Below are 23,333 nucleotides of genomic sequence, written 5' to 3' on the forward strand. Positions count from 1 at the left end.
GCTGGCGCGGCTGGCCACATTCCAGGCGCGCGAAGACATCGCCGCTGAGCGGCGGCTGCCAGTGCTGGAGGACTGGAGTCCCGGCGGCACCGTGGAGGTGCATGCCGTATTCATGGGCCAAAGGCGACTACCCGCCCCTGCGGGGCGTGCCTTCCTAGACTTTCTGGTGCCGCGCGTGCGGTTCTAGCGCAAAAGCAACATGCCTGACGCGACCGCCAGCACGGTCCAAGTCGCCATCATGGCCGGCGCCCTGAGCGCGTACTGCTGAAGCGAGCCCTCGGGCGCCGTCATCCCGAAGGGATGGACGAGCCGGGCGGCGAGCAGCGCGATCAGCAGCGCATGCACCGTCCAGCGCTCGGCCCCGAGCACTTCGTTGAGGCCCACGAGCAGCAGCGCCAGCGGCACATACTCGGCGAAGTTCGCCTGGATCCTGATCCGGCGTCGCAGCGACTCGTGTCCGCCGTCCCCGTGGTGCGCCTTGAATTGCGCCCTTCCAATGGATACCCAGATGGAAAGAACGAGAAAGAGAATGCCGAACCAACCGGCATAGCAAGCAGTCAGAGTGGGCGGGTTCATGTGGGCTCCTGGGTGTCAGGCCGGGGGCGGCGCAGGGATGAAAAATGGCGCTCCCGTCTCGACCGGCGTCTTCAGCCGCGACAGCACTTCGGGCCAGCCGCCGCGCACGGCCTGGCTGGTGGCGGTGGCGCCGCCGAAATCGTCGTGGGTGAGCACGAGCTTGCAGGCGTCGTCACCCGCGGGAAGGATATCCCAGGTCACGCGCGAGGGTCTGTCCGCCGCCACATCGTCCGACCAGCGGGCGCTGAAGCTGTGCACCAGCCGCGGGGGGATCGATCATGCTTTCTCGATCTGGAGGCAGACCTCTCGCGTCTTGCCCGAAACCTCGCCGCACTCCGTCGAGGCGGCATCGCCACACCTGTTTCCGCCCACACTGCGTCTGCTGATAGACCGTCGCTGTCTTGCACGCCGGTAACGCCCAGACTCGAACGCAAGAAGACCGAATCCGTCTTTCGCCGCGATGGCGTCTGTAGCAAAACCTCGTTATCGAGCCATCCCGCCATGGGCAGTCAACCCATTGAAGCATACCGCCACGCAGAGGCTCGGTGCTGGTGGACAAGCGCCATATCGACAGGCGGCTGCTCTGGTGAACATCCGTCATTCCGGCCTTTCCCACAAGCCAAGCCGCCACCGTCTCGCGCCGTGAAGGCGCGTCCCGGCAGCGATTCCAATCAACGAGGGAAACAGATGTCCTGAATCCGGTTACCAGGGAGCAGCCATGCGAAAGCCACCTTCATCCGACGTCCAAGCCAAGGTCTTCTACCGTCCGATCGAGGCGGCCATCCAGTGGGCGGGACTGTCGCGTTTCGAGCGCCGCATCCTCGATGTCACCAAGGGGATGAACCGCTTGCCGGAGCACCCCGAACTGGCACGCTGGCCACAGCTTCGCTTGAACGCGGAACGGATCTACGACGCACTGGTGCATCTCGACCTTCCCTACGGCAAGGACGGCATCACGAGCAACGACCCCGCCTTGCTCGATGACCCCAGCCTCACAATTCGCCACGTCGATCTGAAGGCCTGGATGATCCGTTTCTATCCCGACCAGCGACCGGCCTTCCTGTTCGATGCCTTCGAGCGTCACCTGCATCCGGCCGTCAGTGTCGATGCCGTGCAGGCACTGGTCATGGATCGCGAGGCGTTGAAGCTCCAGCTTGCCGACAGGGTGCAAGCCTGGGATGCGCTCTATGCCCAGTTCCAGGCGCTCAGCCAGGAGCATCAGGCGCGCACGGAGCGCGAGAAGCGTTCCGGGGTGCCGGGCGCCCGCAGTGAGTCCACCTACCTGAACATCGTTGGCGGTCTTCTGACCCTGCTGCTGGGCAAGTCGCCCAATGGCGTTCCCTATTCGTCCTTCGAGACGCTGGAATCGGTCATCAGTGCGCTGGTTGCCCACTACGGCGACAAATCCGGGATCAGCGAGCGAACGCTGTGGGCGAAGTTTTCGGCAGCCAGGCGTCATCTCGCCACCCAGGACCGCTGACTGCAAGTGCAGACGCCGAGCCTGCACTTGCGGTGACTGCGCGGGAACCGCGCTATTGAATACGGGGCACGTCCATCACCGCCGCTACACAGCGCCAAGGAGTGTCCCTCGTGACTGCCCAGACCATCGCCACCGCGATGCCGAACGAACACCGCATCCTGCGCCGCGCGGAAGTCGAGGCCAAGACCGGCTTCAAGCGCGCCCACATCTACAACCTGATCAAGGAGGGCAAGTTTCCCAAGCCCCTGCGCCTCGGGGTACGCGCCATCGGCTGGGATTCGGTGGAGATCGATCAGTGGATCACCGATCGACTCAGGGAACGGGCGTGAGCCCGCGCTCCGTCGGAATCCCTTCCACGAGGAGTCGCGCCATGCAGGTGGTATCCATCATTTCGACCAAGGGTGGCGTCGGCAAGACGACCACCGCGGCGAACCTGGGCGGCTTCATCGCCGATGCAGGACTGCGCGTGCTGCTGCTGGACCTGGACGTACAGCCCACCTTGTCGAGCTACTTCACGCTCGGCACGCATGCGCCTGCCGGTATCTACGAGATGCTGGCCTTCAACGAGCAGCGTATCGAGCAATTGGCTTCGCAGACCGCTGTGGCAGGTCTCGACCTGGTGGTGTCGAACGACCACCGCGGCGAACTGAACACATTGCTGCTGCACGCACCCGACGGCCGGCTGCGCCTGCGTCACCTGCTCCCCGCGCTGTCATCGCACTACGACCTGCTGCTGATCGATACCCAGGGAGCGCGCAGTGTGCTGCTGGAGATGGCGGTACTGGCCTCCAGCCTGGCGCTGTCGCCGGTGACACCGGAAATCCTGGCGGCGCGTGAGCTGAGGCGCGGCACGCTGCAACTGATCGAGGACATCGCTCCGTATCGGCACCTCGGCATCGAGCCACCGCCGCTGCGCTTGCTCATCAACCGCGTGCATCCGGTTTCGTCGAACGCCCGACTGATCCAGAAGGCCCTACGACAAGTCTTCCAGGCGCACGCTGGCATACAGGTCCTGAACACCGACGTCCCGGCCATCGAGGCCTACCCACGTGCCGCCACACGGGGACTGCCGGTGCATCGCGTCGAGTACCGGCAACCAGTGGGCCGTACTGCGCCTGCGGCATTGGAGACGATGCGTGCACTGGCTGGCGAGTTGTTCCCGGCATGGCGGGAGCGCTTCGCGTGCGTTACCGGCAGAGGCCGCGTAGGGGGAGCCAGTCATGGCGAACGCGCATGAACTGGCCCGCGGCCATGCGCGGCTGCGCGCGCTGATCGAGTTCGCGCTGGGCGAAGGCTGGCACGTGAAACGCACGCGCGGCGGGCACCTGATGTTCACCAAGCCCGGCTGCGCCGCGATCTACACCAGTTCGACTGCGAGCGATCACCGTGCCAGCCGCAACGCACGCGCGCAGCTTCGCCGCGCCGATCGACAGGCATCGGCGGCATCTCGGGAGAGCAGCGATGGCTGAGCCGACGCCGCAGGACCTGGCCGCCAAGCTGCTGGCCACCGGCTTCGAGCGCAGCGGTCCTTCGGCTGCGGCCTTGACCGACCCCATCGCCGACACGCCGATGGTGGTGACGCTGGATCAACTGCGCCCCTATGAACATGACCCGCGCGTGACGCGTAACCCGGCCTACGAGGAGATCAAGGCCTCGATCCGCGAGCGCGGGCTGGACGCACCACCCGCGATCACCCGCCGGCCGGGCGAGGCGCACTACATCATCAGGAACGGTGGCAATACGCGGCTCGCCATCCTGCGCGAACTGTGGAGCGAAACCAGGGAAGACCGCTTCTTCCGCATTGCGTGCCTGTTCCGCCCGTGGCCGGCGCGCGGCGAAATCGTGGCGTTGACCGGGCACCTGGCCGAGAACGAACTGCGCGGCGGGCTGACCTTCATCGAGCGCGCCCTGGGCATCGAGAAGGCGCGCGAGTTCTACGAGCAGGAAAGCGGCCAGGCGCTGTCACAGAGCGAACTCGCGCGACGGCTGACGGCCGACGGCTATCCGGTGCCGCAGTCACACATCAGCCGCATGAACGATGCGGTGCGCTATCTGCTGCCGGCGATACCGAACCTGCTCTACGGCGGCCTGGGACGACATCAGGTGGAACGGATCGCGGTACTGCGCAAGGCGTGCGAGCGCACCTGGGAGCGGCGTACGCTGGGCCGCACCGTGGCCGTGGACTTCGCCACCTTGTTTCAGGACGTGCTGACGCAGTTCGACACACAGCCGGACGACTTCTCGCCGCAGCGGGTGCAGGACGAACTGGTGGGCCAGATGGCCGAGTTGCTGGAGGCCGACTACGACACGCTGGCGCTGGAAATCAACGACAGCGAAAGCCGCCAGCGTGCGCTGACCAGCGAACCGGCGGCGCCGATGCCTTCGGCGGCGTCTGTCGTGCCTGCTGCTCCTTCCGCACCGGTCTCCGCACCTCAGCAGCCACCCGTGTCGTCCGTACCGCGCGACACCACGCCGGTCTCGCATGCGTCAGCAGCGACACCGCTTGCATCGCCCGAAGCGCCAGAGGACCAGCGCGGACCACGCGACGAGCGCCTGCAAGGGCACATCGTGACACCGGCACCGACCACCGAGCGCCTGCAGTCCATCCAGCGGATGGTCGCCGACCAGCTTGGCGACAAGCTGCCCGACTTCGAGGCCGATGCGCTGCGTGCGATCCCCGTACAGGTCGGCGGGCTCTATCCCATCTCGGACGTCTGGTACGTCGAGCCGGGGCTGGACGCGCCGGATCGCCTGCGCGTGCACATCGCGCAGTTCGCGCGCGAAATCGGCGAGGAAGCGGCCGTCGCCGACCATATCGAGGCCAGCATCGGTGGCATCGGCTTCGTCTGCGCGGCGCCGTCCGTGGGCCAGGCGAAGGTGCTGCCGGCGTTCGCGCGGGCGGTACTGACCCTGCTGCATGCGCTGAGTGCGGCGCCACCCGCCGCGAACGGATTGGACCGCGCGCGGCTGGCCGACGAACTGGCGGCGCTGCTCCATGGCCACGGCGGCTCGGCTACACGTCTGAGCGATGCTGCGCTGGTGAAGCTGTTCCGTCTGCTGCGCTTGGCGCGCCGGCTACTGGATCTGGAAGCCGGCGTAGCGAGCCAGGATTCCTGAGCGCAGGAGGCTCCCGCATGTCGGCACCGCACCCACTCAACCAGGCCGTGATCGCCCAGGCCCTGCATGACCTGCGCAACGGCCAGTTGCGCCGCTGCAAGGCCATGGGCTTCGGCGAGGAGGAACTGGATGCGCTGAAGCACCCCGAACTCGTGAGCATGCTGGTGAATGCCACGGTGTCGTGGTGTTCGGTGTCGGTGAACCGGGAAGTGTTGAAGCGGCTGCTTAGCCAGGTGCACGACGTGGAGCGGGAGATCGCTACGGTGGACCGCATGCTGCGCCTGGGGGCGAGCACGGAGATGGTCAGCAAGTTCTACGGCCTCACGCATCAGGAAGTGGCGCTGCGCCGCGACATCCTCGGGCTGCCCAAGCGCAAGGGTCGGCATCCGGTGCTCGACGAGGCGCAGGACGTGGCCTTGTGGGAACGCTGGAAGGCCGGCGTCGCCGAGCGCCATGTCGCCCTGACCGACGACATGGCGATGCTGGCACTGACCATGGACCTGGCCGAGGCCATGAGCCTGCCTATGTCGGTGATCTGGTCGGCGATACGGAACTGGATCGACCAGGGGCTGGTGTAGCCATGGCCACGTCCGGCACACCACGGCGCGAAGGTCCCGTTGCGCTGTCGGCGGTGTTCGACGAGGCGCTGCGGCACCTTGGGCCGCAGGAACCGGCACAGGGCACCGCGCTGGCGATCGACGGATTCCTCTACAGCGGCAACCGCCATGAGAGCGTGCCGCGCCGACTGTTCCTCGACCGGCGCCTGACCCCGCTGGAGCGCAACGCCTGGCAGGTGTTCCGCCTGCAGCTCAACGACGACGGCGTGACCGCCTTTCCCACCTACGACCAATTGCGCCCCTACCTGGCCTCGATGCCCTGCGGGGCGCAAGCCTCGCACGAGACCGTGGCGCGCGCCCTGACGCTGCTGCGGCTGACGCGCTGGCTGAGCCTGGTGCGACGACGGCGCGACCCGAAGACCGGCCGCATCCAAGGCAACCTCTACGTGCTGCACGACGAACCGCTGTCTCCCTTCGAGGCGATGCAACTTGATGCCGACTACCTCGGACTGGTCAGCCAGGCGCTCACGCACGCGGCGAAGGCGGTGCAGATCGTGGGCATGAACACGCTCAAGGAGATTGCCGAAGACCCGCTGCTCAGCGGCCGCACGCTGCCGACCCGCCTGCAGGTGCTGGCGCAGCGCATGGCGCTGCATGGATGGACGACGCCAGGTTATCCACAGGAGGGTGCGGACCACGAATCCGAAGAAGGCCAGGAAGCCCTTCTTCGGAATGCTGCGCGCCCGTCTTCGGAATCCGAAGCAGGGCCGAAACCCACGCCGGATAGCTCTCTTCGGATTCCGAAGGAGGACCGTACAGTACGTAATGATCGTATAAATGAAGTACGTACAGTACCGCGCGCGAGGGCCTTGCAGAACCTGCGGCTGCCAGACCGCTTCCAGCGTTTGAAGCACGAGCAGCAGTCCGGCGCGCTGGTGGCCTTGCGGCAGGTGGACGAAGCCCAGCGGCAGGCGGTGCTGGACGAATGGGAGGCGCGCTGCTGCAACAGCTCGGTGCGCAACCCGGCTGGCTACCTGTTCGGCATCATCCAGAAGGCGATCCGTGGGGAGTTCAAGGCCTGGGCGGGCGACAGCGCCACGGTGTCGCCTGCTTCCCGTCCACCCGCGCCGGCACCGGCGCCATCGGCACCGCCGGTATCCCCCGAAGTGGCGCGCGCCCACCTGGCGCGGCTGCGGGCGGCCCTGCGCGACCCGTGACCGGCCGAGCTATCCCCAGGGGATAGCTGGGACAGGGAGCCTTCTGGCGGGCAGTCGGCCCGGGCCTGGCTCTTGCGCGAGTCTCAATTGAGATACAAAATACAGCCTGATGCACAAACAGGAGAGCCGAGATGGCCGCACAGACTTCGATGCTGCACATCCGTGTGGACGATAAGCTCAAGGCCGATGCCGCCGAGAAGCTCGCCGGGGTCGGCCTCACCGTTTCGGACGCCGTGCGCATCCTGCTGACCCGTGTGGTCAAGGAAGGCGCGCTGCCGGCTGGCCTCACGGCCGACCCGGAGGCCTACGATGCCTGGTTCCGGGCGAAGGTTCAGGAGGCGCTGGCCGACACACGGCCGCCGGTGCCGCACCAGCAGGTCATGGACGAGGCGCAGGCCCTGATCGACAGGAAGCGGCGTGCGCGTACTTGAGTGGCGGCAAGCTGCCCGCGCCGACCTGCTGGCGATTGTTGACTACATCTCGGACGACAACCCCGACGCCGCACAGCGCTTGAAGGACGATATCGAGGCCAAGGCGGCGAAGCTGCCGGAGCGCCCGAAGCTCTACCGGCCTGGCCGCGTGGCCGGCACGCGGGAAATGGTCGTGCGTGCGAACTACGTGGTGGTCTACATGGAGGACACCCGCGCGGTGTCCATCCTGCGCGTGTTGCACGCCGCGCAGCAGTGGCCGCCGGCACGGGAGTGAAGGCGGTTTTCCTTACTGGAGATTCACCATGAATGCCAAGGAGCCTGACGCAGCCAAACTCAAGGCGCTGCAGGAAGCAGCTTGCATGGGCTGGGCCGACATCGCCGTCGGCCGCCATGCCGATGTCGCCGACGGCCAACTCGAAGGTTTCATTGCACAGTTGGGACAGCAGGCGGCGCTTGCCGTCGCTACTCGCCGCGAGGCTATCCCCAGGGGATAGCTGGGACAGCCAGCCTTCCCGCCACGGACCAACCGGGCGCAAGCCGATTGCGGTTTGTTGACTGACGGTCTTCCGGTCGGTGCCGATGCTGGCGACTCGTTCCCTTACCGCGAGTCGTCACCCATGGCCTATGAACCCATGCAATTGAATCTCGGGTCGCTGCGCAGCGCGATGTCGCTGACGCTGCACACGCACCACGCCTCCCGCATCTGGCATGGCCGCGCACCGTCAGAAGGACGCGCCGGCATCATCGGCCTCAACGGCTTCATCAGCGCGATGAACAAGATGAAGCGCGGCGCCGAGCAGGACGATCCGTACTCCGATTTCTGGATGCTGCGTATCGAAGACAAGCTGGAGCAGACCAAGAGCACGCTGCAGACCCTGCGCGAACAGGTGGATCAGGCCTTGGCCGACGTGCCACCGGCGCTGTCTCTGGGCGAGAACATGAACGTGCAGCCGGTGAAGCTGCCGCTGTTCGTGAATGCCCAACTCGGCTTCATGGCGGTGTATTTGCTGGCCGACTACGACGACCTGGCACGCAAACTCATCCTGGCGCACCACACGGCGCTGATCGACCGCAGCACCTTAGAGCGCTGGCTCAATGACGGCGCGCACGCGCTGCGCAGCCTGTTCTCGCTGGCCCAGCAGTACCGCTACTCGGGCACGACGCGCGACGACTTCGCGGCGAAGAACGCCGCAGCGCGAGCGGCGCTGGAGAAGTTCGGCGAGTTGCCGCAGGACGTGCTGGAAGGCACGCGCCGCTCGCGCTTCGCGCCACCCATCGCACGGCGGGCGAACCGGCCCGGTGCGCCGGCTGCGGCGCCTGCCGCCGATGCGGTGAAGCTGGCACCGAAAGATGGCGCAGCCGATGGGGCACCAGACGAGGATGCCACGACATGACGGCATTGACCCCTTCCGCGCGCTTCGTTCCGCTGGAACAGACGGACTTCCAGCGGCTGGAACACGCAGGCTACCTAAAAGGCCTTTTACAGCCTTTTAAGGGTAAGGGGAGTCTGGAGACCTGGGCCAGTCAGTGCGCAGCGCTGCGCGACGACGTGATTGGCCTGGCGCAGCGGCGCGTGCTGCCCCAGGCGCGCGCCTACCCCTTCAGCCTGCTCCACGTGCAACTGGCCCAGCAGGCCACTGGCGCAGGGACGACCTTCCTGCGCTGGCGCAACCTCGACCGTTCCTCCATGGGCGTGGCGTTGTGGGAGGCCCTGCTGGCCAACCCCGCGACGCCGGCCTCGCTGATCGACGAGCTGTACGTGATCGAACTGCAGCGCATCGTGCTGAACATGCAGATCAGCCTGACCCACAGCATCGCTCGCCAAGCCCTGGAATGCGCCAACAAGGCCGCGCAGGCCGAAGCGGCTTACCTGCGGCGCGTCCACGGGCATACCGCGTCCGTTCCACCCACCACCAAGGAGTCACCATGAGCACGCACTTCGTCGGCGAGGGCAACATCGGTTCTGCGCCGGACTACCGCGAATTTCCGAACGGCAACGACGAGCCACGCCGGCTGCTTCGCCTGAACGTCTACTTCGACAACCCGATCCCGAAGAAGGACGGCGAGTACGAAGATCGCGGCGGCTTCTGGGCGCCCGTGGAGCTGTGGCACCGCGACGCCGAGCACTGGAAGACGCTGTACCAGAAAGGCATGCGGGTGCTGGTCGAGGGCCGCACCGTGCGCGACGAATGGGAGGACGCCGACGAGAACGAGCGCGTGACGTTCAAGGTCGAGGCGCGGCGCGTGGGCATCCTGCCGTACCGCATCGAGTCGGTGGCGCTGAGCGCCAAGCCCGCCGGCGGACAGTAATTCGCCCATCGCCGTTCCCCCGAGGGCGGCTGTAGCAACCGTCATACGCCCGCGATGCACCAGCGAGCTATCCCCAGGGGATAGCTCCAAGGTCGTCCACAGAGTTCCAGCCGCCCTCCAGAAACGACGCTCTTGCTGTGCCAGCTCCTGCGGTCTATGCGCACCGCTGCGGCAACCGAACGCCTGCCGATCACAAAGCGGTGTCTGCATCAATCGGCTTCCTTGCTGCCGGCATCTCCTGGCCCGCCAAGCTGACGCCCATCCGATGAACCGCACATTTCCAAGGAGGCTTCATGCGCGTGTTCCTGTGCGAGAAGCCGTCCCAGGGCAAGGACATCGCCCGTGTGCTGGGTGCCGGTCAACACGGCAACGGCTGCTACAGCGGCGCGGGTGTCGTCGTGACCTGGTGCATCGGTCATCTGGTGGAGGCGGTTCCTCCCGAAGGCTACGGCGAGCAATACAAGCGCTGGGCCATCGAGCAACTGCCCATTGTTCCTGAGCGTTGGCGTGTCGAGCCCAAGGCGGCGACCGCAGCGCAATTCAAGGTCGTGCAGCAGCTCGTCGCCAAGGCGGGCGAGCTGGTGATTGCGACCGACGCCGACCGCGAGGGCGAGATGATCGCCCGCGAGATCATCGAGCTATGCGGCTACCGCGGGCCGATTCAGCGTCTGTGGCTGTCGGCGCTCAACGATGCGTCGATCCGCAAGGCACTGGGCGCGCTCAAGCCCTCGGCGGAGACGCTGCCGCTGTATTTCTCCGCACTCGCCCGATCGCGCGCCGACTGGCTGATCGGAATGAACCTGAGCCGCTTGTTCACACTGCTGGGGCGCCAGGCCGGCTACAACGGCGTGCTGTCGGTGGGGCGCGTGCAGACGCCGACGCTCAAGCTGGTCGTGGACCGTGATCGCGAGATCGCGCGCTTCGTCTCGGTGCCGTTCTGGGCCATCGAGGTCGCACTGTCGCATGCAGGCCAGACCTTTGTCGCAAGCTGGACACCGCCGCAGGGTAGCACCGACGAAGCCGGCCGTTGCCTGCAGCAGCCGGTGGCGCAGCAGGCCGCCGAACGCCTGCGCGCGGCCGGCACCGCCCAGGTGCTGTCGGTGGAGACCGAGCGCGTGCGCGAAGGCCCGCCGCTGCCGTTCGACCTCGGCACCTTGCAGGAAGTGTGTTCCAAGCAGTTGGGCCTCGACGTGCAGGAGACGCTGGACATTGCCCAGGCGCTGTACGAGACGCACAAGGCGACGACGTATCCGCGCTCGGATTCGGGCTACCTGCCCGAGAGCATGCTGGCCGAGGTGCCGGCCGTGCTCGACAGCCTGGTCAAGACCGATCCCAGCCTGCGGCCGTTGATCGACCGCCTGGACCGCCAGCAGCGTTCGCGAGCGTGGAACGACGGCAAGGTCACGGCGCATCACGGCATCATCCCCACGCTGGAGCCGGCCAATCTCTCGGCGATGAGCGACAAGGAGTTGGCCGTCTACCGGCTGATCCGCGCCCACTACCTCGCGCAGTTCCTGCCGCATCACGAGTTTGACCGGACGGTGGCGCAGCTCACGTGCGGCGGGCAGTCGCTGGTGGCGGTCGGCAAGCAGATCGCGACGGCCGGATGGCGCCAGGTGCTGGCGGCGCCGGCCCTTGACGACACGGACGGAGAGGATGCACGGTGCGGCCAAGTATTGCCAGCGTTGAAGGCTGGCGATGCCTGTCAAGTCGGTCAGGTCGAGCTGAAGGCATTGAAGACGCTGCCGCCCAAGCCCTACACGCAGGGCGAGCTGGTCAAGGCCATGAAGGGCGTCGCCAAGCTCGTGACCGACCCGCGCCTGAAGCAGAAGCTGAAGGACACCACGGGCATCGGCACCGAGGCGACGCGCGCCAACATCATCAGCGGGTTGCTGGCCCGCGGCTATCTCTTAAAGAAAGGCCGTGCCATCCGTGCATCGGATGCGGCCTTCACGTTGATCGACGCGGTGCCGGCAGCCATTGCCGACCCGGGCACGACGGCGGTGTGGGAGCAGGCACTGGACATGATAGAGGCCGGCCAGATGACGCTGGACACCTTCATTGCCAAGCAATCGAGCTGGGTCGCCCAACTCGTGCAGCAGTACCGCGGCGCAACGCTCGCCATCAAGCTGCCGCCCGCGGCGAACTGCCCGCAATGCGGCGCCCCGATGCGCCAGCGTAGCGGTAAGAGCGGCACGTTCTGGTCGTGCAGCCGCTACCCGGACTGCAAAGGCACGCAGCCGGTCGAAGACGCCGCGGCAGGCAAGCACGGCCCGTCCAACCGTACTTCCGGCCGCACATCCGGCCCACCGCGTCGGCGCCCCAAGGCGAACTGACACCCACGTCTCCCTCTGCCACGCTGGCTGCTGCCGACGGCGGGGCAAACCTCCCGCGCCCCGCGGGACTCCCCAGCGCGCGTTCCCTTCTGCAACGGTGTGCGCGTCCTGCACAGGCCAATCACGGCTTGCAGGGCGAGAAGGTCATTGCTCCGTCGAATCGCGCTCGCCGCGGTTCCGTTGATCGAGGTGTTTCCGTCCATCCACGAGCGGTCTCCTGACGCCTTGGCCCGCAAGGCTGCGAGGTGCCAGGAGACCGCTTGCGGTCGACGGTATTCGGTGCCGGTGCCCGCCGGCGGAACAACGGGTTCCCTTTGTGTGTGGATACACGCCAGAGGATGCCGGCCCCAGCCACGAAACGGGCCGGGTGAGATTGCTGACGCAGCGAATGGCTTTGACGACGGCCTGGCCTGCTTGCAGCCCACAGGTGGATTGATTCCTCTCCAGCCGAAGCCTTGCGGGGCTTCGGCGCCTTTGTCGTGGGCGGAAGGATCGTGTACTGCTGCTGCCGGCAGTGCTCGGGCCAAACCGGACGGCGCGCGGTTCCGTTTGATCGGCGACGGCGCGGTGCCGCGCTTGCATCCTTCCCGCGTGTGTCGCTGACGGTCGTCAGCACCATGCCCTGGCAGCCTCGGTCCTCAAGGCTGCAACGCGGTTCGCCGCGTTGACCGATCCAGTCCGCTTCGCACCGCCCCCGCGGACGCGCGTCGCCACGACGCCGGTGTTTTCGATGCTCAACCCTTCGGGACGTATCCGCTCCCGACTGGGCGTGGTGCTCCCGGTCTTCAACCACCAGGAGAAACCCCATGTCCCTTGCGTTCGCATCGGCACCTTTGAGTGCTGAACATGCCCGCGCCGAATCCATCGGCTACCAGGCCCTGGCCTATGTCGGCAAGCGCCTGCCCCTGCAGGTGCTGTGCAGCGCAGCCGGCCACTACATCGGCACCGCCGATGCGGACGGTCCCGTCTCGCGCGAGTCGGTCAGCTACTTCCGCTCGCACCACGCTGCCGAGCACGCCCTGCTAACGGGGCGCTGGCAGCAGCGCCTCAACCCGTGATGTCCAACCACCAGGAGCCCCTGTCATGAACCGTGCTCTGCCTCAAGAGGTACTTGATCAGATCGAGCTGGAACACCAGCACTTCGCCGCCGCGCCCCAAGCCTTCTTCGAGGCGTGGAAGCGCGGCGTCAACATCGCCGGTGCCGAATGGTTCGGCGACGGCACACGCGAAGGCCTGCAGCGTGCCACCACCAAGTGGGATCTGCGCCCGAATCTGCTGATGCTCAACGACGCCCTCGGCGTCCTGAGCAGCGGCCAGCGGATGTTCCTGTCCGCGATGGTCAGCTTCTACAACGCCCGCGAGGGCGGCGCGATGCTCAAGCGTTGCGGCTTCGAGGGGCTGTCCGACCTCGGCGGTCTCGACCTGGAGCGGCGCAAGGTCATCGCCGACCTGACGCTGCACTACAGCGGCTGGTGAGCCACGCCCGGCACACCACCGTCCTTTCCTCCCACCCCATGAGGGACATGCGTCCCCACGCGGGGCCATGTCCCTCCTTCTTCAAAGGAGTGGCCATGTACCGAAACCACACCATCTGCTGATTTTCGCGAGCGCCGGCTGACCGGCTGCCACTTCATTCACTCGCTGGGGTTCAATCCCCAGCAGGGGATTGCCTTGGCCATCCCTTGCTGGAGAGATCCCATGTCCCATTCCAACAATCCCTTCGTCCGTGGCTACGATGGCCTGTCCGTGCGACGGCTGCTCGCCATTTCCTACGACGACGATTGCCCGCTGACCCATCTCCCGCTGCACGCCTCGCAGGCGCACTTGCCTGACAGCCAGATCGAGCGCCACGCTTGCATCTTCGGCGACGACTTCGCGCTGATCACCGAACGCCAGGACGTGCCGCCCGAGTTGGAGGCGCAATGCCGCAGCCACGGCATCGTCCGCACGGTGGTCTATGCCGTGATGGCAAAAGAGGCGGGCCAGCCGCTCCACGTCGGCGACGCCTGCACCGAGGAAGCCGCACGCGAGGTGGTACGGCGCCTGAAATTCGAGACCGGCTTCTACAGTCGGGCCTGGGAAATCAGCAGTGGCCACCTCACCGACGAGGCGAACCGCTACCTGGCCGAGTTGGCGGACATCGCCACGCCGACGCGCTTCCTGTTCATCGCCTTTCGCATCCCGTACTCCCCGGCAATTGGCGTGAAGCTGATCGCCACCCCCTGGACGGATGACAATCTGCAACAGGTTGAAAGCATCACCGCCGCGCGCCTGCGGGAGGAACACCGCAGGAAAGGCATGCCCGAATGTCTCGTCGAAGTGTTGCATCTGGCCGCGCTGGCCGACGTGCGGATGCTGGTGTTCGACGCCGATGCGCCGATCCTCGAAGGATTGACGCTGTACGAAAACGAGTAGCCCCTCTTGAGCCCCTGCGAGGGGCTCTTCTTCTTGGTGGAACGTGGTGTCACGCCGATCACGCGCCTTTGGCCAGCAGATATCCACCCGCTCCGATCATCAACGCGCCCGTCGTCACGCGAACCGGCCGCTTGAAAGGCAAGTCTTTGGACGCGGAAACGACCGCACGCGCAGCCATCGCGTAAGCGACCTTGACGCCCCCCACGGCGACGACGGTGATTGCGGCGATGAGGCTTGCATCAAAAGCCGTCAGAGCGGAAACGTCGACGAACACGGGGAACAGCGCCGCATAGAAGAAGATCGCCTTCACATCCCCGAGCGTCAAGATCATGCCAGCAGCAAAGCTTGCCCAGATGCCGCCGGTCTCATGCGTCCCCCTGGGCTTGAGTGGCGGGTCGCGACGTCGGATCAGTCCCACGCCAACCCAGATGAGATAGGCCGCGGCGACGTAGCGCAGCACGGTGAAGACGCTTCCCAGGACTTCCACCGCGGCCACGAGCCCTGCAATAGCCAGAACGACGAAGAGCAAGTCGCCCACGACAATCCCCAGTGCGGTGGCAACGCCATGGCGTACCCCAAGCGTTGCGGACCGGACAACCACCAGGGCCACACTCGAACTGGGCATCGCAGCGAGCGCGATCATGGCAAGGAACAGAGACAGGGCAGCGAACGCGGTCATTGGACGGCCGAATCCAGAAGGCGCGGGGCGCGTGAACAGACATTATCACCGTGTCGTCGGCAGAGGGCGTACCTGACCACCGTGCAACATCACACCCGGCCACATTCGGTGCCGCACAGCAGGAATGTGGATGGGCGCAAATGCCGATTGCCGCTCGCCCGCACACCACCCTGACGCCACGCTCACGGCCATGTTGCGCTGACTTGCGTCAGCAGCATGCCCAGGCAGCCACGATCTTCAAGGCTGCGACGCGGTTCCGACCGCGTTGATCACACCAGTTCGCACCGGCATCCATGCGCGAACGGCCATCGGTTCTCGATGGCGATGCCACCAAGCTGTTCCATCAACCCACGCGGGGGTTCCACACCTTCCCCGCCTTGGGTCGGGTGTGTCTCCGCCTCATTGTTCCCAGGAGATTCACCATGACCACTTCCAACGAAAAATCCTACTTCGATCTGCACATCACCGGCCTCGGGTATCTCAATCGCATCCGCGAAGTGAAGCCCAAGAAAGGCGATGCGTTCCTGGCCTGCGATATCGCAGCCCTGAACGGTCCCAGCGACGACGTCTCGTATGTGCGTTTCGACACGCGCGTATCGGGTTCGGAAGCGCAGCACCTGGTGCGCCGCTGCATTCAGGCGGTCGACGCCGAGAAGAAGGTGATGATCGGCTTCCGCCTGGGCGACCTGTGGACCGACACCTTCACCTACTCCAAGGGCAAGCGTGCCGGCGAGCAGGGTGTGAGCCTCAAGGCCCGCCTGCTGTTCGTCAGTTGGATCAAGGTCGACGGCAAGCTCGTCTACAAGGCCGAACCCAAGCCGACCGAGACCGACGAGCGGGACCCGGAAGTCCCTGTGACGTCCGACGCGCCCGCCGCGCAGCAAGCCTCGGCACCGGAGCCTTCCAAGCCCGACGCCGATGCTGCCGACGACGCTGCCGATGCCCCCGCATTGGCCGTTGCCGAGTCGTTCTGATCCGCAAGGCCCCATCCCCGGGGCCTTGTCCTCTCTTCGTCCGCAGGAGACCTTCATGATCACCATTCCCGGCCAACTGGCCATCAAGACCATCCACGGCAGGAACGGCGACTTCAACGTCGGCCGCCTGGCGACCTCGATCGGCGAGTTCGTCGTGAAGAACGCCGAGCTCGATCAGTACCGCGAGGGCAAGTACGACGGTGATTTCGTCATCGTCGAGATTCGCCCCTCCACGTACAACGCCAACGGCCGCATGGTCATCGAGATCCGCGCCCATCTGGGCGGGATGACGCTGTCCAACATCGACGCCCTGAGCCGCGACGAGGCCCGCCGGCTGAGTCCGCAGGAAGTCGATCCGATCGACGAGGAAGCGCAGGCGCCCGCTCCGGCAACGCCCCCGGCCAAGCCGAAGGCGAAGCCGCGCAGTCCGCGCGATCCCCTGGTCGATACCACGCCGTTCGGCAGCGAACCGGCTCCCGTGTCCGCTGCGGCCTCGGCCGAGGCAGACGACGCGGCGCTGTTCGGTGCCTTGTGGCCCCTGGGCGAGACCGTGAAGCTCGATGCGACCGTGGATCGTCGTGTGCTGCGTCAGCAGCGCGACCGTCTCGACAAGCTGGGCTACGAGTTCGCTCCGTTGTCCCAGGACTGGCACCTCAAGGCTGCCTGATCCATCCGCCGCCTTGCGCGGCATTCCGCCACCCGCCGGGGCTCTCCCCCGACGGGGAGGGCTCCGGCCTTTTCTTCAAGGAGACCCTCATGGGCTGGACCTTCGTTCGTCAGACGCGCGATCAGTTGATCCGCGAGTTGCTCGCTCCGCAGGCGTCCGAACGCGCTTGCTGCGAAGTCATCGACCACACACTGGACGGCGACGTTCTGTGGACCGTGGTTCGCGTCACCGCCAAGCAGGCGGGCGTCATGGGCCTCGCGGCCGGTGAGTCCGTCTGCTACATCGGCTGCCATCTGTTGGAAAGCGCGGGCTTTGAGTGGGGCTACAAGTCCCTCGATGAGTCCGTGCATCCGTACTACTACTCGTGCCCGCTGCGCTATCTCGACATGGCGCCGGTGCAAAGCCCCGAGTGGCGCGAGCGGGTTCACCGCTTCCACGCGGGGCGCGCTGTTTAGCGGCACGCATCATCCTTCACCCAACCGGGGCGAGCATGGCCCCGCGGGCTGTGGTTGCTCCTTCATTTCCAAGAGGACATCACCATGCCTGCACCTTCTTCCGCGAAACCGCTGTACCGCGTCGACGAATGCCCCGACCTGATGGCCGACGCTTGCGTCGGTGACGAGCAGGGCCATCTCGTCTTTCTCTCGATCTGGGCGCGCGACACCGCCGTTCAGGAGTTCCTCGCCCGCCTGACCCTCGGCCGGGATGAACAGGGACTGGATCAGTTCCACCTCATCACCGAGCAGGGCGCATCGATCCCGGTCTTCGTCGGCAACGTCGAGAACCTGGAAAAGCGCATCACCCGTGCCTATCGGCGAACGCTGTTCGGTTCGCTGACGAATGTGTGGCTGTTCGATCGTCGCTGCGTGAAGCCAGACAAGGCCAACGCCAGCGCGCTGGCGCTTCTGCCCAGGGATTCCGCTCACCGGCTCGACCGGTTGTGGACGCTGGTGCAGGACACCTGCCCGCTGCCACTGCTCGACCACTGGCGCGACACCGTGCTGGAGCTGTTGCAGACACAGCGGATGCTGACCGGTCTTCCCTTGGCCCTCGGGCCGCTGGAAGGCCATCGGCTGGCCCTCGATGTCCCGGCGCTGACGAAGGCGCTGGGCGAGCTGATCCGCAACGGCACCCTCGGCGCCACGCAGTACGAACTGGCCGCGAACGCACCGCTTCGGCGTGTGGCGTGAGCCATCCCCACGGGCATGCGCGCCGCGCGTGCCCGCCTTCCCTCATCCATCACCAGGAGAAATCCATGGCACTCATGTTTCCGCGCCTGGCGCGCAACTTCATTCGTAACGGCTACTTCCCCACCGACGAGCCGACGCTGGAGCGGGCCTTGTCCGCACTGGCGCCGTCTCCCGGCTCCATGTCCATCCTCGATCCCTGCGCCGGCGAAGGCGTGGCGATTGCCGAAGCCGCCCACGCCCTCGGGCGCGAGCAAGTCCAGGCCTTCGCCGTCGAGTACGACGCCGAGCGTGCCCGCCACGCACGGCAACTGGTCGATCGCTGCATCCACGGTGACCTGATGGACTCGCTGATCTCGCGTCAGTCCTTCGGGCTGCTGTGGCTGAACCCGCCGTATGGCGACCTGAGCAAGGACGTGAACGGCAACATCGGCTATCAGGGCCAGGGCCGTGCTCGGCTGGAAAAGCTGTTCTATCAGCGCGCGCTGCCGCTGCTGCAATACGGCGGCGTGCTGATCTTCATCGTGCCGTCCTACGTGCTCGACCCCGAGCTGGTCGGATGGCTGACGCGCCACCTCAAAGACCTGCGCATCTACCGTGCGGTGGAAACGCAGTTCAAGCAGGTGGTGATCTTCGGTCGCCGGGTTCGCCAGCGCGACCAGGCGTCGGAGTCGGCCAAAGCCGTGCGCGGTCTGCTGCTGCAGATCGGACAAGGCGACGCCGAAGCCGAGGAACTGCCGCTCGAATGGCCGTTCCTGCCGTACACCGTCCCTGCCAGCCCGGCCGAGCCGGAGCACTTCTATCGCGTGACGATGGAGCCCGAGCAGTTCGCCGATGAAGTCGGCCGGCTGCAAGGACTCTGGCCGGCGCTCGATACCCACCTGGGCGCCGCGCAGCAATCGCTGCGTCCGCCCGCGCGGGCCTTGTCGCACTGGCATCTCGCCCTGGCTCTGGCCGCAGGCGCGATCTCCGGCGTAGTGAAGTCCAGGACCGGGCGCGTGCTCGTCGTCAAAGGTGATACCCACAAGGAGAAGACCCTCCAGACGGAATACACCGAGCGCGACGACGGCTCCGTGGCCGAGACGCGCATCCTCACCGACAAGTTCGTGCCGGTCATTCGTGCATGGGACTTGACGCTGGGCTCGCCCACGTGGGGCGAAGTGCTGACCATCCGCTGATCGCTGTTCCCTGACGGTTCGCCGTCGCTTTCATCCACCCACCGGGGTCACGTTGCCCCGATGGGGTGCCGTGGCCCGCTTTTCCGAAAGGAGAAACCACCATGGCACTCGCAGTCCTCAACCTCGCGTCACAAGCACGCTTTTCGCCCGGGCAGGTGGTCATGACCGCCGGCGTCGACGAGCTGGTCCGACAGGGCCGGCTCAACCCCACGCCGTACCTGCGCCGCCATCTTCATGGCGAATGGGGCGACCTGAGCGACAGCGATCGGCGGCAGAACGACGCCGCGCTGCAATCCGGCGAGGATCGTCTGTTCTCGTCCTACCAGGTCACGCGCGACCTGAAGCTCTGGATCATCACCGAATGGGATCGCAGCGTCACCACACTGCTGCTGCCCAGCGAATACTGATCCGCATCCAGCGGCACCTAAACGTTTCTTTGCCGCTTCTTTCTTCCCACCCAGGGGCATGTCACCGCCCCGTGGGGGAGGTGCATGCCCCATTGCTTTGGAGCATCACCATGTCCCTCGATCTCGAAACCGTTCCCGAAACCGCTGTGCAGGGCGACCTGCTCGAAGCGGCCGCTTCACCCCTCACGCTCAGCCTGCAGGACTTCGTGTCCGAGTTCGGCGACGAGCTGCTCGACTCGCTCAACCGCGCAAATCCTCCGGTCTACACCGGCCAGGTGCGGGTGCATCGGCAACTGATCCTCGCCGCGCTCAAGCGCAAGCTGTTCCCGGCGCAAGCCGATGTGGTCCACGCTGTCACCGAGCTGTTGGTCGATCGCGGCGAACGCGCCGCGATCGTCAATGGCGAGATGGGCTGCGGTAAGACGACGGTGGGTATTGCCACCGCCGCCGTGCTCAACGCCGAAGGCTACCGCCGCACCCTGGTGCTCTCGCCACCCCACCTGGTCTACAAGTGGCGGCGCGAAATCCAGGAGACGGTGGCCGGGGCCAAGGTCTGGGTGCTCAACGGCCCGGACACGCTGGTCAAGCTGCTGAAACTGCGCGAGCAGTTGGGCGTGCCGGCGCAGGGCCAGGAGTTCTTCGTCCTGGGCCGCGTGAGGATGCGGATGGGGTTCCACTGGAAGCCTGTCTTCGTTCGGCGGCGCACGCCTCACGGCGACGTGGGGGCCTGCCCGGCTTGCGGGCATGTCATCACCGACCTGGACGGCGAGCCTGTCAACACCATCGATCTCGAAGCGGAAGAGTCCCGCCGCAAATGCAGCCACTGCACCTCGCCGCTGTGGACGCTGATCCGTCCCAGAGGCCTGTCCGCCAGCGACCAGTCCTCGACCGTGCTCAAGGCGCTGAAGCGTATTCCAACCATCGGGGAAGTCACCGCGCAGAAGCTGATGCAGAAGTTCGGCGACGCTTTCCTTGCGTCGATGCTCGGGGACAACATCCACGAGTTCATCAACCTGATGGATGGCAACGGCGAGCTGGTCTTCTCGGACCGGCAAGCCCATCGCATGGAACGTGCGATGGCCAACATGGAGTTCGGCTTCGGCGAGGGCGGCTACCAGCCGTCCGAGTTCATCAAGCGGCGGCTTCCCCAAGGCACGTTCGACCTGCTCATCGCCGACGAGGCGCACGAGTACAAGAACGGCGGCTCCGCCCAGGGCCAGGCCATGGGGGTGTTGGCGGCCAAGGCGCGCAAGACGCTGCTGCTCACCGGCACACTGATGGGCGGCTACGGCGACGACCTGTTCCACCTGCTGTTCCGAGCCCTGCCGGGGCGGATGATTGAAGACGGCTACCGGCCGACGAAGAGCGGCAGCATGACGTCGGCCGCGATGGCGTTCATGCACGATCACGGTGTCTTGAAGGACATCTATTCCGAGAGCACCGGCACGGCGCACAAGACGGCCAAGGGCACCAAGGTATCGGTGCGCACGGTCAAGGCGCCGGGTTTCGGTCCGAAGGGCGTGCTGCGTTGCGTCCTGCCGTTCACCGTCTTCCTCAAGTTGAAGGACATCGGCGGCAATGTGCTGCCGCCCTACGACGAGGAGTTCCGCGAAGTCGCGATGGACACGGCGCAAGCCGCGGCCTACCGCGATCTGGCGGGTCGGCTGACCCAGGAGCTGAAGCAGGCCCTGGCGAAGCGCGACACGACGCTGCTCGGTGTGGTGCTCAACGTGCTGCTGGCCTGGCCGGACTGCTGCTTCCGGTCGGAAACGGTGGTGCATCCGCGCACGCGCAACACCTTGGCGTTCGTGCCGGCTCAGTTCAACGAGCTGGAGGTGATGCCCAAGGAACGCGAGCTGATCGAGATCTGCAAGCAGGAGAAAGCAGAAGGTCGCAAGACCCTGGTCTATTCGGTCTACACCGGCACGCGCGATACCACGTCGCGTTTGAAGGTGCTGCTGGAGCAGGAAGGCTTCAAGGTGGCGGTGCTGCGCGCGAGCGTGGATGCCTCCCGCCGCGAGGACTGGATCGCCGAGCAGTTGGACCGCGGCATCGACGTGCTCATCACCAATCCCGAGCTGGTGAAAACCGGCCTGGACCTGCTGGAGTTCCCGACCATCGTGTTCCTCCAGTCCGGCTACAACGTGTATTCGCTGCAGCAGGCCGCCCGGCGCTCATGGCGCATCGGCCAGAAGCAGCCGGTGCGCGTGGTCTACCTCGGCTACGCCAATTCCTCGCAGATGACCTGCCTGGGGTTGATGGCCAGGAAGATCATGGTGTCGCAGAGCACCTCGGGCGACGTACCCGAGTCGGGCTTGGATGTTCTGAACCAGGATGGCGATTCCGTCGAGGTCGCCCTGGCCCGGCAGCTTGTCACGGCCTGATCCATGTACCCATGCCGGTGGCCCCTCGGGGTCGCCGGCTTCTTTCCACGGCCCTTCGGGGCCGTTTTTCTTGGGCGTATGACAGTCCATGGCGCCGCCCGCCATGTATTCGGGCGGGCGTCAGTGCGTTTTGTTTGCTGCCCGCAGGCCAAGCGGCGGCGATGGTGAGCGCTCCGTGTTCCAGGGAAGCGCCCTCCATGCAACCATCCATCCGCGCTGTTCACCGCCTGGCCCTCGCCGCTGGCTTGCTTGCCGGCAGCCTGTTGGCCGCCGGCTGCGCCACGACCGCCGCGCCGTCTGCGCCAGCGGTGCCGGCCGCATCGCCGACCGCCGTCGCGCCGGAGCCGGATTTCGTTCCGGTGGCCCGCTACGGCCGCTACACGCTGGTCGAGCTGGTGCCGGAACCTGTGCAGCGTGATCTCTTGCAGCAGGCGGTGGAGGTCTCTATTCCGCCCATGCTCGATGCCAGCGTGGGCGATGCCATGCGCCATGTGTTGCTGCGCTCCGGCTATCGGCTCTGCGATGCGGCCGAGGCCGCCGCGCTCTACGCGCTGCCGCTGCCCGCCGCACACCTGCGCCTGGGTCCGCTGATGCTGCGCGATGCCTTGCTGGCCCTTGCCGGCCCCGCCTGGGAGCTGTCGGTCGATGACTTGAGCCGCCAAGTCTGCTTCAGCCGGCACGGTGCTCCCACCTTCCTTTCCGCCAACCCGCCCGGCACCACCACGCCCGTGCCGGACGCCGACCGGCCCGAGGAGATGCGGCCATGACCTTTCCCCAAGCGCCATCCGAGCGCCATTCCCGCACGCGCTGGCTCAAGGTCGCCGCGGTCTTCTGGCTGCTGCTCATCAGTGCCGTGGCACTCATCAACAGCGTCGGCCTGTCGCGGCTCGCCGAACAGACCCAGAGCAGCGCACAGGATGCGCAGATCAATGCGTTGGGCCTGCGCGTGGCCGATCTCGAAAGGCAGGCCGATGCGGACAAGCGCTGGCCGGCGCCGATCAGCCAGGCCGAATTCGCCACCGCGCGGCAGGCGTTGGACGAACGGATGACGCGCCTCGAAGAGGCCGACGAGGCGAGGGCCCTGGCCGTCGACCTGCAGACGCTGCAGGCGCGCGTGAACGGGATCGAGACCCGCCTGGAGAAGACCCGGCAGGTGGCATCCGCCGCTCGCCCGCGCGCTCCGGTTGCGACGAAGCCCAAGGTGCCGGAGCCGCCGTTCCGGGTGCTCGGCGTGGAGCTGCGGGGAGGCGAGCGCTTTCTGTCGATCACCTCCACCGCCGCGGCCTCGCTCGCGGGCACCCGGCTGCTGCGCGAGGGCGATGCCGAGGGCGGCTGGCAACTGCAGTCCATCGAGGCGCAGGCGGGCGTGTTCCGGGTGAACGGCCAGACGCAGCGCGTTGCGGTACCGTAGGAGGTCG

General features: G+C 66.4%; 29 protein-coding genes. 26 read left to right on the plus strand and 3 right to left on the minus strand.

Annotated features, from left to right (window positions below; translation table 11 throughout):
- Positions 1-183: 183 nt before the first annotated feature.
- Together TBU01S_RS11555 and TBU01S_RS11560 are read right to left on the minus strand one after the other, a co-directional pair.
- Complete coding sequence (locus tag TBU01S_RS11555; RefSeq protein ID WP_068636803.1) at positions 184-576, minus strand: MAPEG family protein; 393 nt, start codon at positions 574-576, stop codon at positions 184-186.
- Positions 577-591: 15 nt separating this feature from the next.
- Complete coding sequence (locus tag TBU01S_RS11560; protein ID WP_068636804.1) at positions 592-834, minus strand: SRPBCC domain-containing protein; 243 nt, start codon at positions 832-834, stop codon at positions 592-594.
- Positions 835-1,294: 460 nt separating this feature from the next.
- Here TBU01S_RS11560 and TBU01S_RS11565 point away from each other — a divergent pair, with 460 nt between their 5' ends.
- From TBU01S_RS11565 to TBU01S_RS11645, 17 genes are all read left to right on the plus strand, one after another.
- Positions 1,295-2,056, plus strand: a complete 762-nt coding sequence (locus TBU01S_RS11565; protein ID WP_068636805.1) for a hypothetical protein — start codon at positions 1,295-1,297, stop codon at positions 2,054-2,056.
- A gap of 110 nt (positions 2,057-2,166) precedes the next feature.
- Entirely contained in the window at positions 2,167-2,385 is a 219-nt protein-coding gene (locus tag TBU01S_RS11570; protein WP_060833059.1) for an AlpA family transcriptional regulator, read from the plus strand.
- A gap of 41 nt (positions 2,386-2,426) precedes the next feature.
- Positions 2,427-3,293 (plus strand): ParA family protein, encoded by an 867-nt coding sequence (locus tag TBU01S_RS11575; RefSeq protein ID WP_068636806.1) that lies wholly within the window; start codon positions 2,427-2,429, stop codon positions 3,291-3,293.
- A complete protein-coding gene (locus tag TBU01S_RS11580) occupies positions 3,277-3,525 on the plus strand; it encodes a hypothetical protein (protein WP_068636807.1) in 249 nt (82 codons plus the stop codon). Before TBU01S_RS11575 ends, TBU01S_RS11580 begins: the two co-directional genes overlap by 17 nt.
- Entirely contained in the window at positions 3,518-5,173 is a 1,656-nt protein-coding gene (locus TBU01S_RS11585; protein ID WP_068636808.1) for a ParB family protein, read from the plus strand. The genes TBU01S_RS11580 and TBU01S_RS11585 overlap by 8 nt, the downstream gene beginning before the upstream one ends.
- Before the next feature lie 17 nt (positions 5,174-5,190).
- Positions 5,191-5,751: a DUF2857 domain-containing protein gene (locus tag TBU01S_RS11590; protein WP_020651215.1), complete on the plus strand. Its 561-nt coding sequence runs from the start codon at positions 5,191-5,193 to the stop codon at positions 5,749-5,751.
- Between the two features lie 2 nt (positions 5,752-5,753).
- Positions 5,754-6,947, plus strand: coding sequence for an STY4528 family pathogenicity island replication protein (locus TBU01S_RS11595; protein WP_068636809.1), 1,194 nt, complete (start codon positions 5,754-5,756; stop codon positions 6,945-6,947).
- 131 nt (positions 6,948-7,078) lie between these two features.
- A complete protein-coding gene (gene relB, locus TBU01S_RS11600) occupies positions 7,079-7,378 on the plus strand; it encodes a type II toxin-antitoxin system RelB family antitoxin (RefSeq protein WP_009618210.1) in 300 nt (99 codons plus the stop codon).
- Positions 7,365-7,652 carry a type II toxin-antitoxin system RelE/ParE family toxin gene (locus tag TBU01S_RS11605; protein WP_020651212.1) on the plus strand — a complete coding sequence of 96 codons (288 nt, stop codon included), beginning with the start codon at positions 7,365-7,367 and terminating at the stop codon, positions 7,650-7,652. The genes relB and TBU01S_RS11605 overlap by 14 nt, the downstream gene beginning before the upstream one ends.
- A gap of 28 nt (positions 7,653-7,680) precedes the next feature.
- A complete protein-coding gene (locus tag TBU01S_RS11610) occupies positions 7,681-7,872 on the plus strand; it encodes a hypothetical protein (protein WP_068636810.1) in 192 nt (63 codons plus the stop codon).
- A gap of 123 nt (positions 7,873-7,995) precedes the next feature.
- A complete protein-coding gene (locus TBU01S_RS11615; protein ID WP_068636811.1) occupies positions 7,996-8,772 on the plus strand; it encodes a PFL_4669 family integrating conjugative element protein in 777 nt (258 codons plus the stop codon).
- Positions 8,769-9,308 carry a DUF3158 family protein gene (locus TBU01S_RS11620; protein ID WP_068636812.1) on the plus strand — a complete coding sequence of 180 codons (540 nt, stop codon included), beginning with the start codon at positions 8,769-8,771 and terminating at the stop codon, positions 9,306-9,308. Before TBU01S_RS11615 ends, TBU01S_RS11620 begins: the two co-directional genes overlap by 4 nt.
- Positions 9,305-9,688, plus strand: coding sequence for a single-stranded DNA-binding protein (locus TBU01S_RS11625; RefSeq protein ID WP_004362284.1), 384 nt, complete (start codon positions 9,305-9,307; stop codon positions 9,686-9,688). Before TBU01S_RS11620 ends, TBU01S_RS11625 begins: the two co-directional genes overlap by 4 nt.
- A gap of 293 nt (positions 9,689-9,981) precedes the next feature.
- Positions 9,982-12,024 carry a DNA topoisomerase III gene (locus tag TBU01S_RS11630; RefSeq protein WP_068636813.1) on the plus strand — a complete coding sequence of 681 codons (2,043 nt, stop codon included), beginning with the start codon at positions 9,982-9,984 and terminating at the stop codon, positions 12,022-12,024.
- Positions 12,025-12,830: 806 nt separating this feature from the next.
- Positions 12,831-13,082: a hypothetical protein gene (locus TBU01S_RS11635; RefSeq protein WP_068636814.1), complete on the plus strand. Its 252-nt coding sequence runs from the start codon at positions 12,831-12,833 to the stop codon at positions 13,080-13,082.
- Positions 13,083-13,107: 25 nt separating this feature from the next.
- The gene (locus TBU01S_RS11640; RefSeq protein WP_009461168.1) at positions 13,108-13,500 is read left to right on the plus strand and encodes a hypothetical protein; all 393 of its coding nucleotides are present in this window, start codon (positions 13,108-13,110) and stop codon (positions 13,498-13,500) included.
- A gap of 222 nt (positions 13,501-13,722) precedes the next feature.
- The gene (locus tag TBU01S_RS11645) at positions 13,723-14,439 is read left to right on the plus strand and encodes a DUF5983 family protein (protein WP_068636815.1); all 717 of its coding nucleotides are present in this window, start codon (positions 13,723-13,725) and stop codon (positions 14,437-14,439) included.
- A gap of 58 nt (positions 14,440-14,497) precedes the next feature.
- Here TBU01S_RS11645 and TBU01S_RS11650 read toward each other — a convergent pair whose 3' ends face one another.
- Positions 14,498-15,118, minus strand: a complete 621-nt coding sequence (locus TBU01S_RS11650; protein ID WP_068636816.1) for a LysE family translocator — start codon at positions 15,116-15,118, stop codon at positions 14,498-14,500.
- A gap of 422 nt (positions 15,119-15,540) precedes the next feature.
- Here TBU01S_RS11650 and TBU01S_RS11655 point away from each other — a divergent pair, with 422 nt between their 5' ends.
- From TBU01S_RS11655 to TBU01S_RS11695, 9 genes are all read left to right on the plus strand, one after another.
- Entirely contained in the window at positions 15,541-16,092 is a 552-nt protein-coding gene (locus TBU01S_RS11655) for an STY4534 family ICE replication protein (RefSeq protein WP_068636817.1), read from the plus strand.
- A 55-nt stretch (positions 16,093-16,147) separates the two neighbouring features.
- On the plus strand, positions 16,148-16,759 hold the full coding sequence (locus TBU01S_RS11660) for a DUF3275 family protein (RefSeq protein ID WP_023083176.1): 612 nt from the start codon (positions 16,148-16,150) through the stop codon (positions 16,757-16,759).
- Between the two features lie 89 nt (positions 16,760-16,848).
- Complete coding sequence (locus TBU01S_RS11665; RefSeq protein WP_068636818.1) at positions 16,849-17,214, plus strand: hypothetical protein; 366 nt, start codon at positions 16,849-16,851, stop codon at positions 17,212-17,214.
- Positions 17,215-17,298: 84 nt separating this feature from the next.
- Positions 17,299-17,949, plus strand: coding sequence for a hypothetical protein (locus TBU01S_RS11670; protein WP_068636819.1), 651 nt, complete (start codon positions 17,299-17,301; stop codon positions 17,947-17,949).
- Between the two features lie 65 nt (positions 17,950-18,014).
- A complete protein-coding gene (locus tag TBU01S_RS11675) occupies positions 18,015-19,124 on the plus strand; it encodes a DUF6094 domain-containing protein (RefSeq protein WP_068636820.1) in 1,110 nt (369 codons plus the stop codon).
- Positions 19,125-19,225: 101 nt separating this feature from the next.
- Positions 19,226-19,531 carry a hypothetical protein gene (locus TBU01S_RS11680; RefSeq protein WP_009401115.1) on the plus strand — a complete coding sequence of 102 codons (306 nt, stop codon included), beginning with the start codon at positions 19,226-19,228 and terminating at the stop codon, positions 19,529-19,531.
- A gap of 110 nt (positions 19,532-19,641) precedes the next feature.
- Complete coding sequence (locus tag TBU01S_RS11685) at positions 19,642-21,915, plus strand: helicase-related protein (protein ID WP_068636821.1); 2,274 nt, start codon at positions 19,642-19,644, stop codon at positions 21,913-21,915.
- A 197-nt stretch (positions 21,916-22,112) separates the two neighbouring features.
- Positions 22,113-22,682 carry a PFGI-1 class ICE element type IV pilus protein PilL2 gene (gene pilL2, locus TBU01S_RS11690; RefSeq protein ID WP_068636822.1) on the plus strand — a complete coding sequence of 190 codons (570 nt, stop codon included), beginning with the start codon at positions 22,113-22,115 and terminating at the stop codon, positions 22,680-22,682.
- A complete protein-coding gene (locus tag TBU01S_RS11695) occupies positions 22,679-23,326 on the plus strand; it encodes a hypothetical protein (RefSeq protein WP_068636823.1) in 648 nt (215 codons plus the stop codon). Before pilL2 ends, TBU01S_RS11695 begins: the two co-directional genes overlap by 4 nt.
- The last annotated feature ends 7 nt before the right edge of the window (positions 23,327-23,333 follow it).

Origin of the sequence: Thauera butanivorans NBRC 103042, from assembly GCF_001591165.1 — a bacterium.
GTDB classification, from domain to species: Bacteria; Pseudomonadota; Gammaproteobacteria; order Burkholderiales; family Rhodocyclaceae; genus Thauera; species Thauera butanivorans.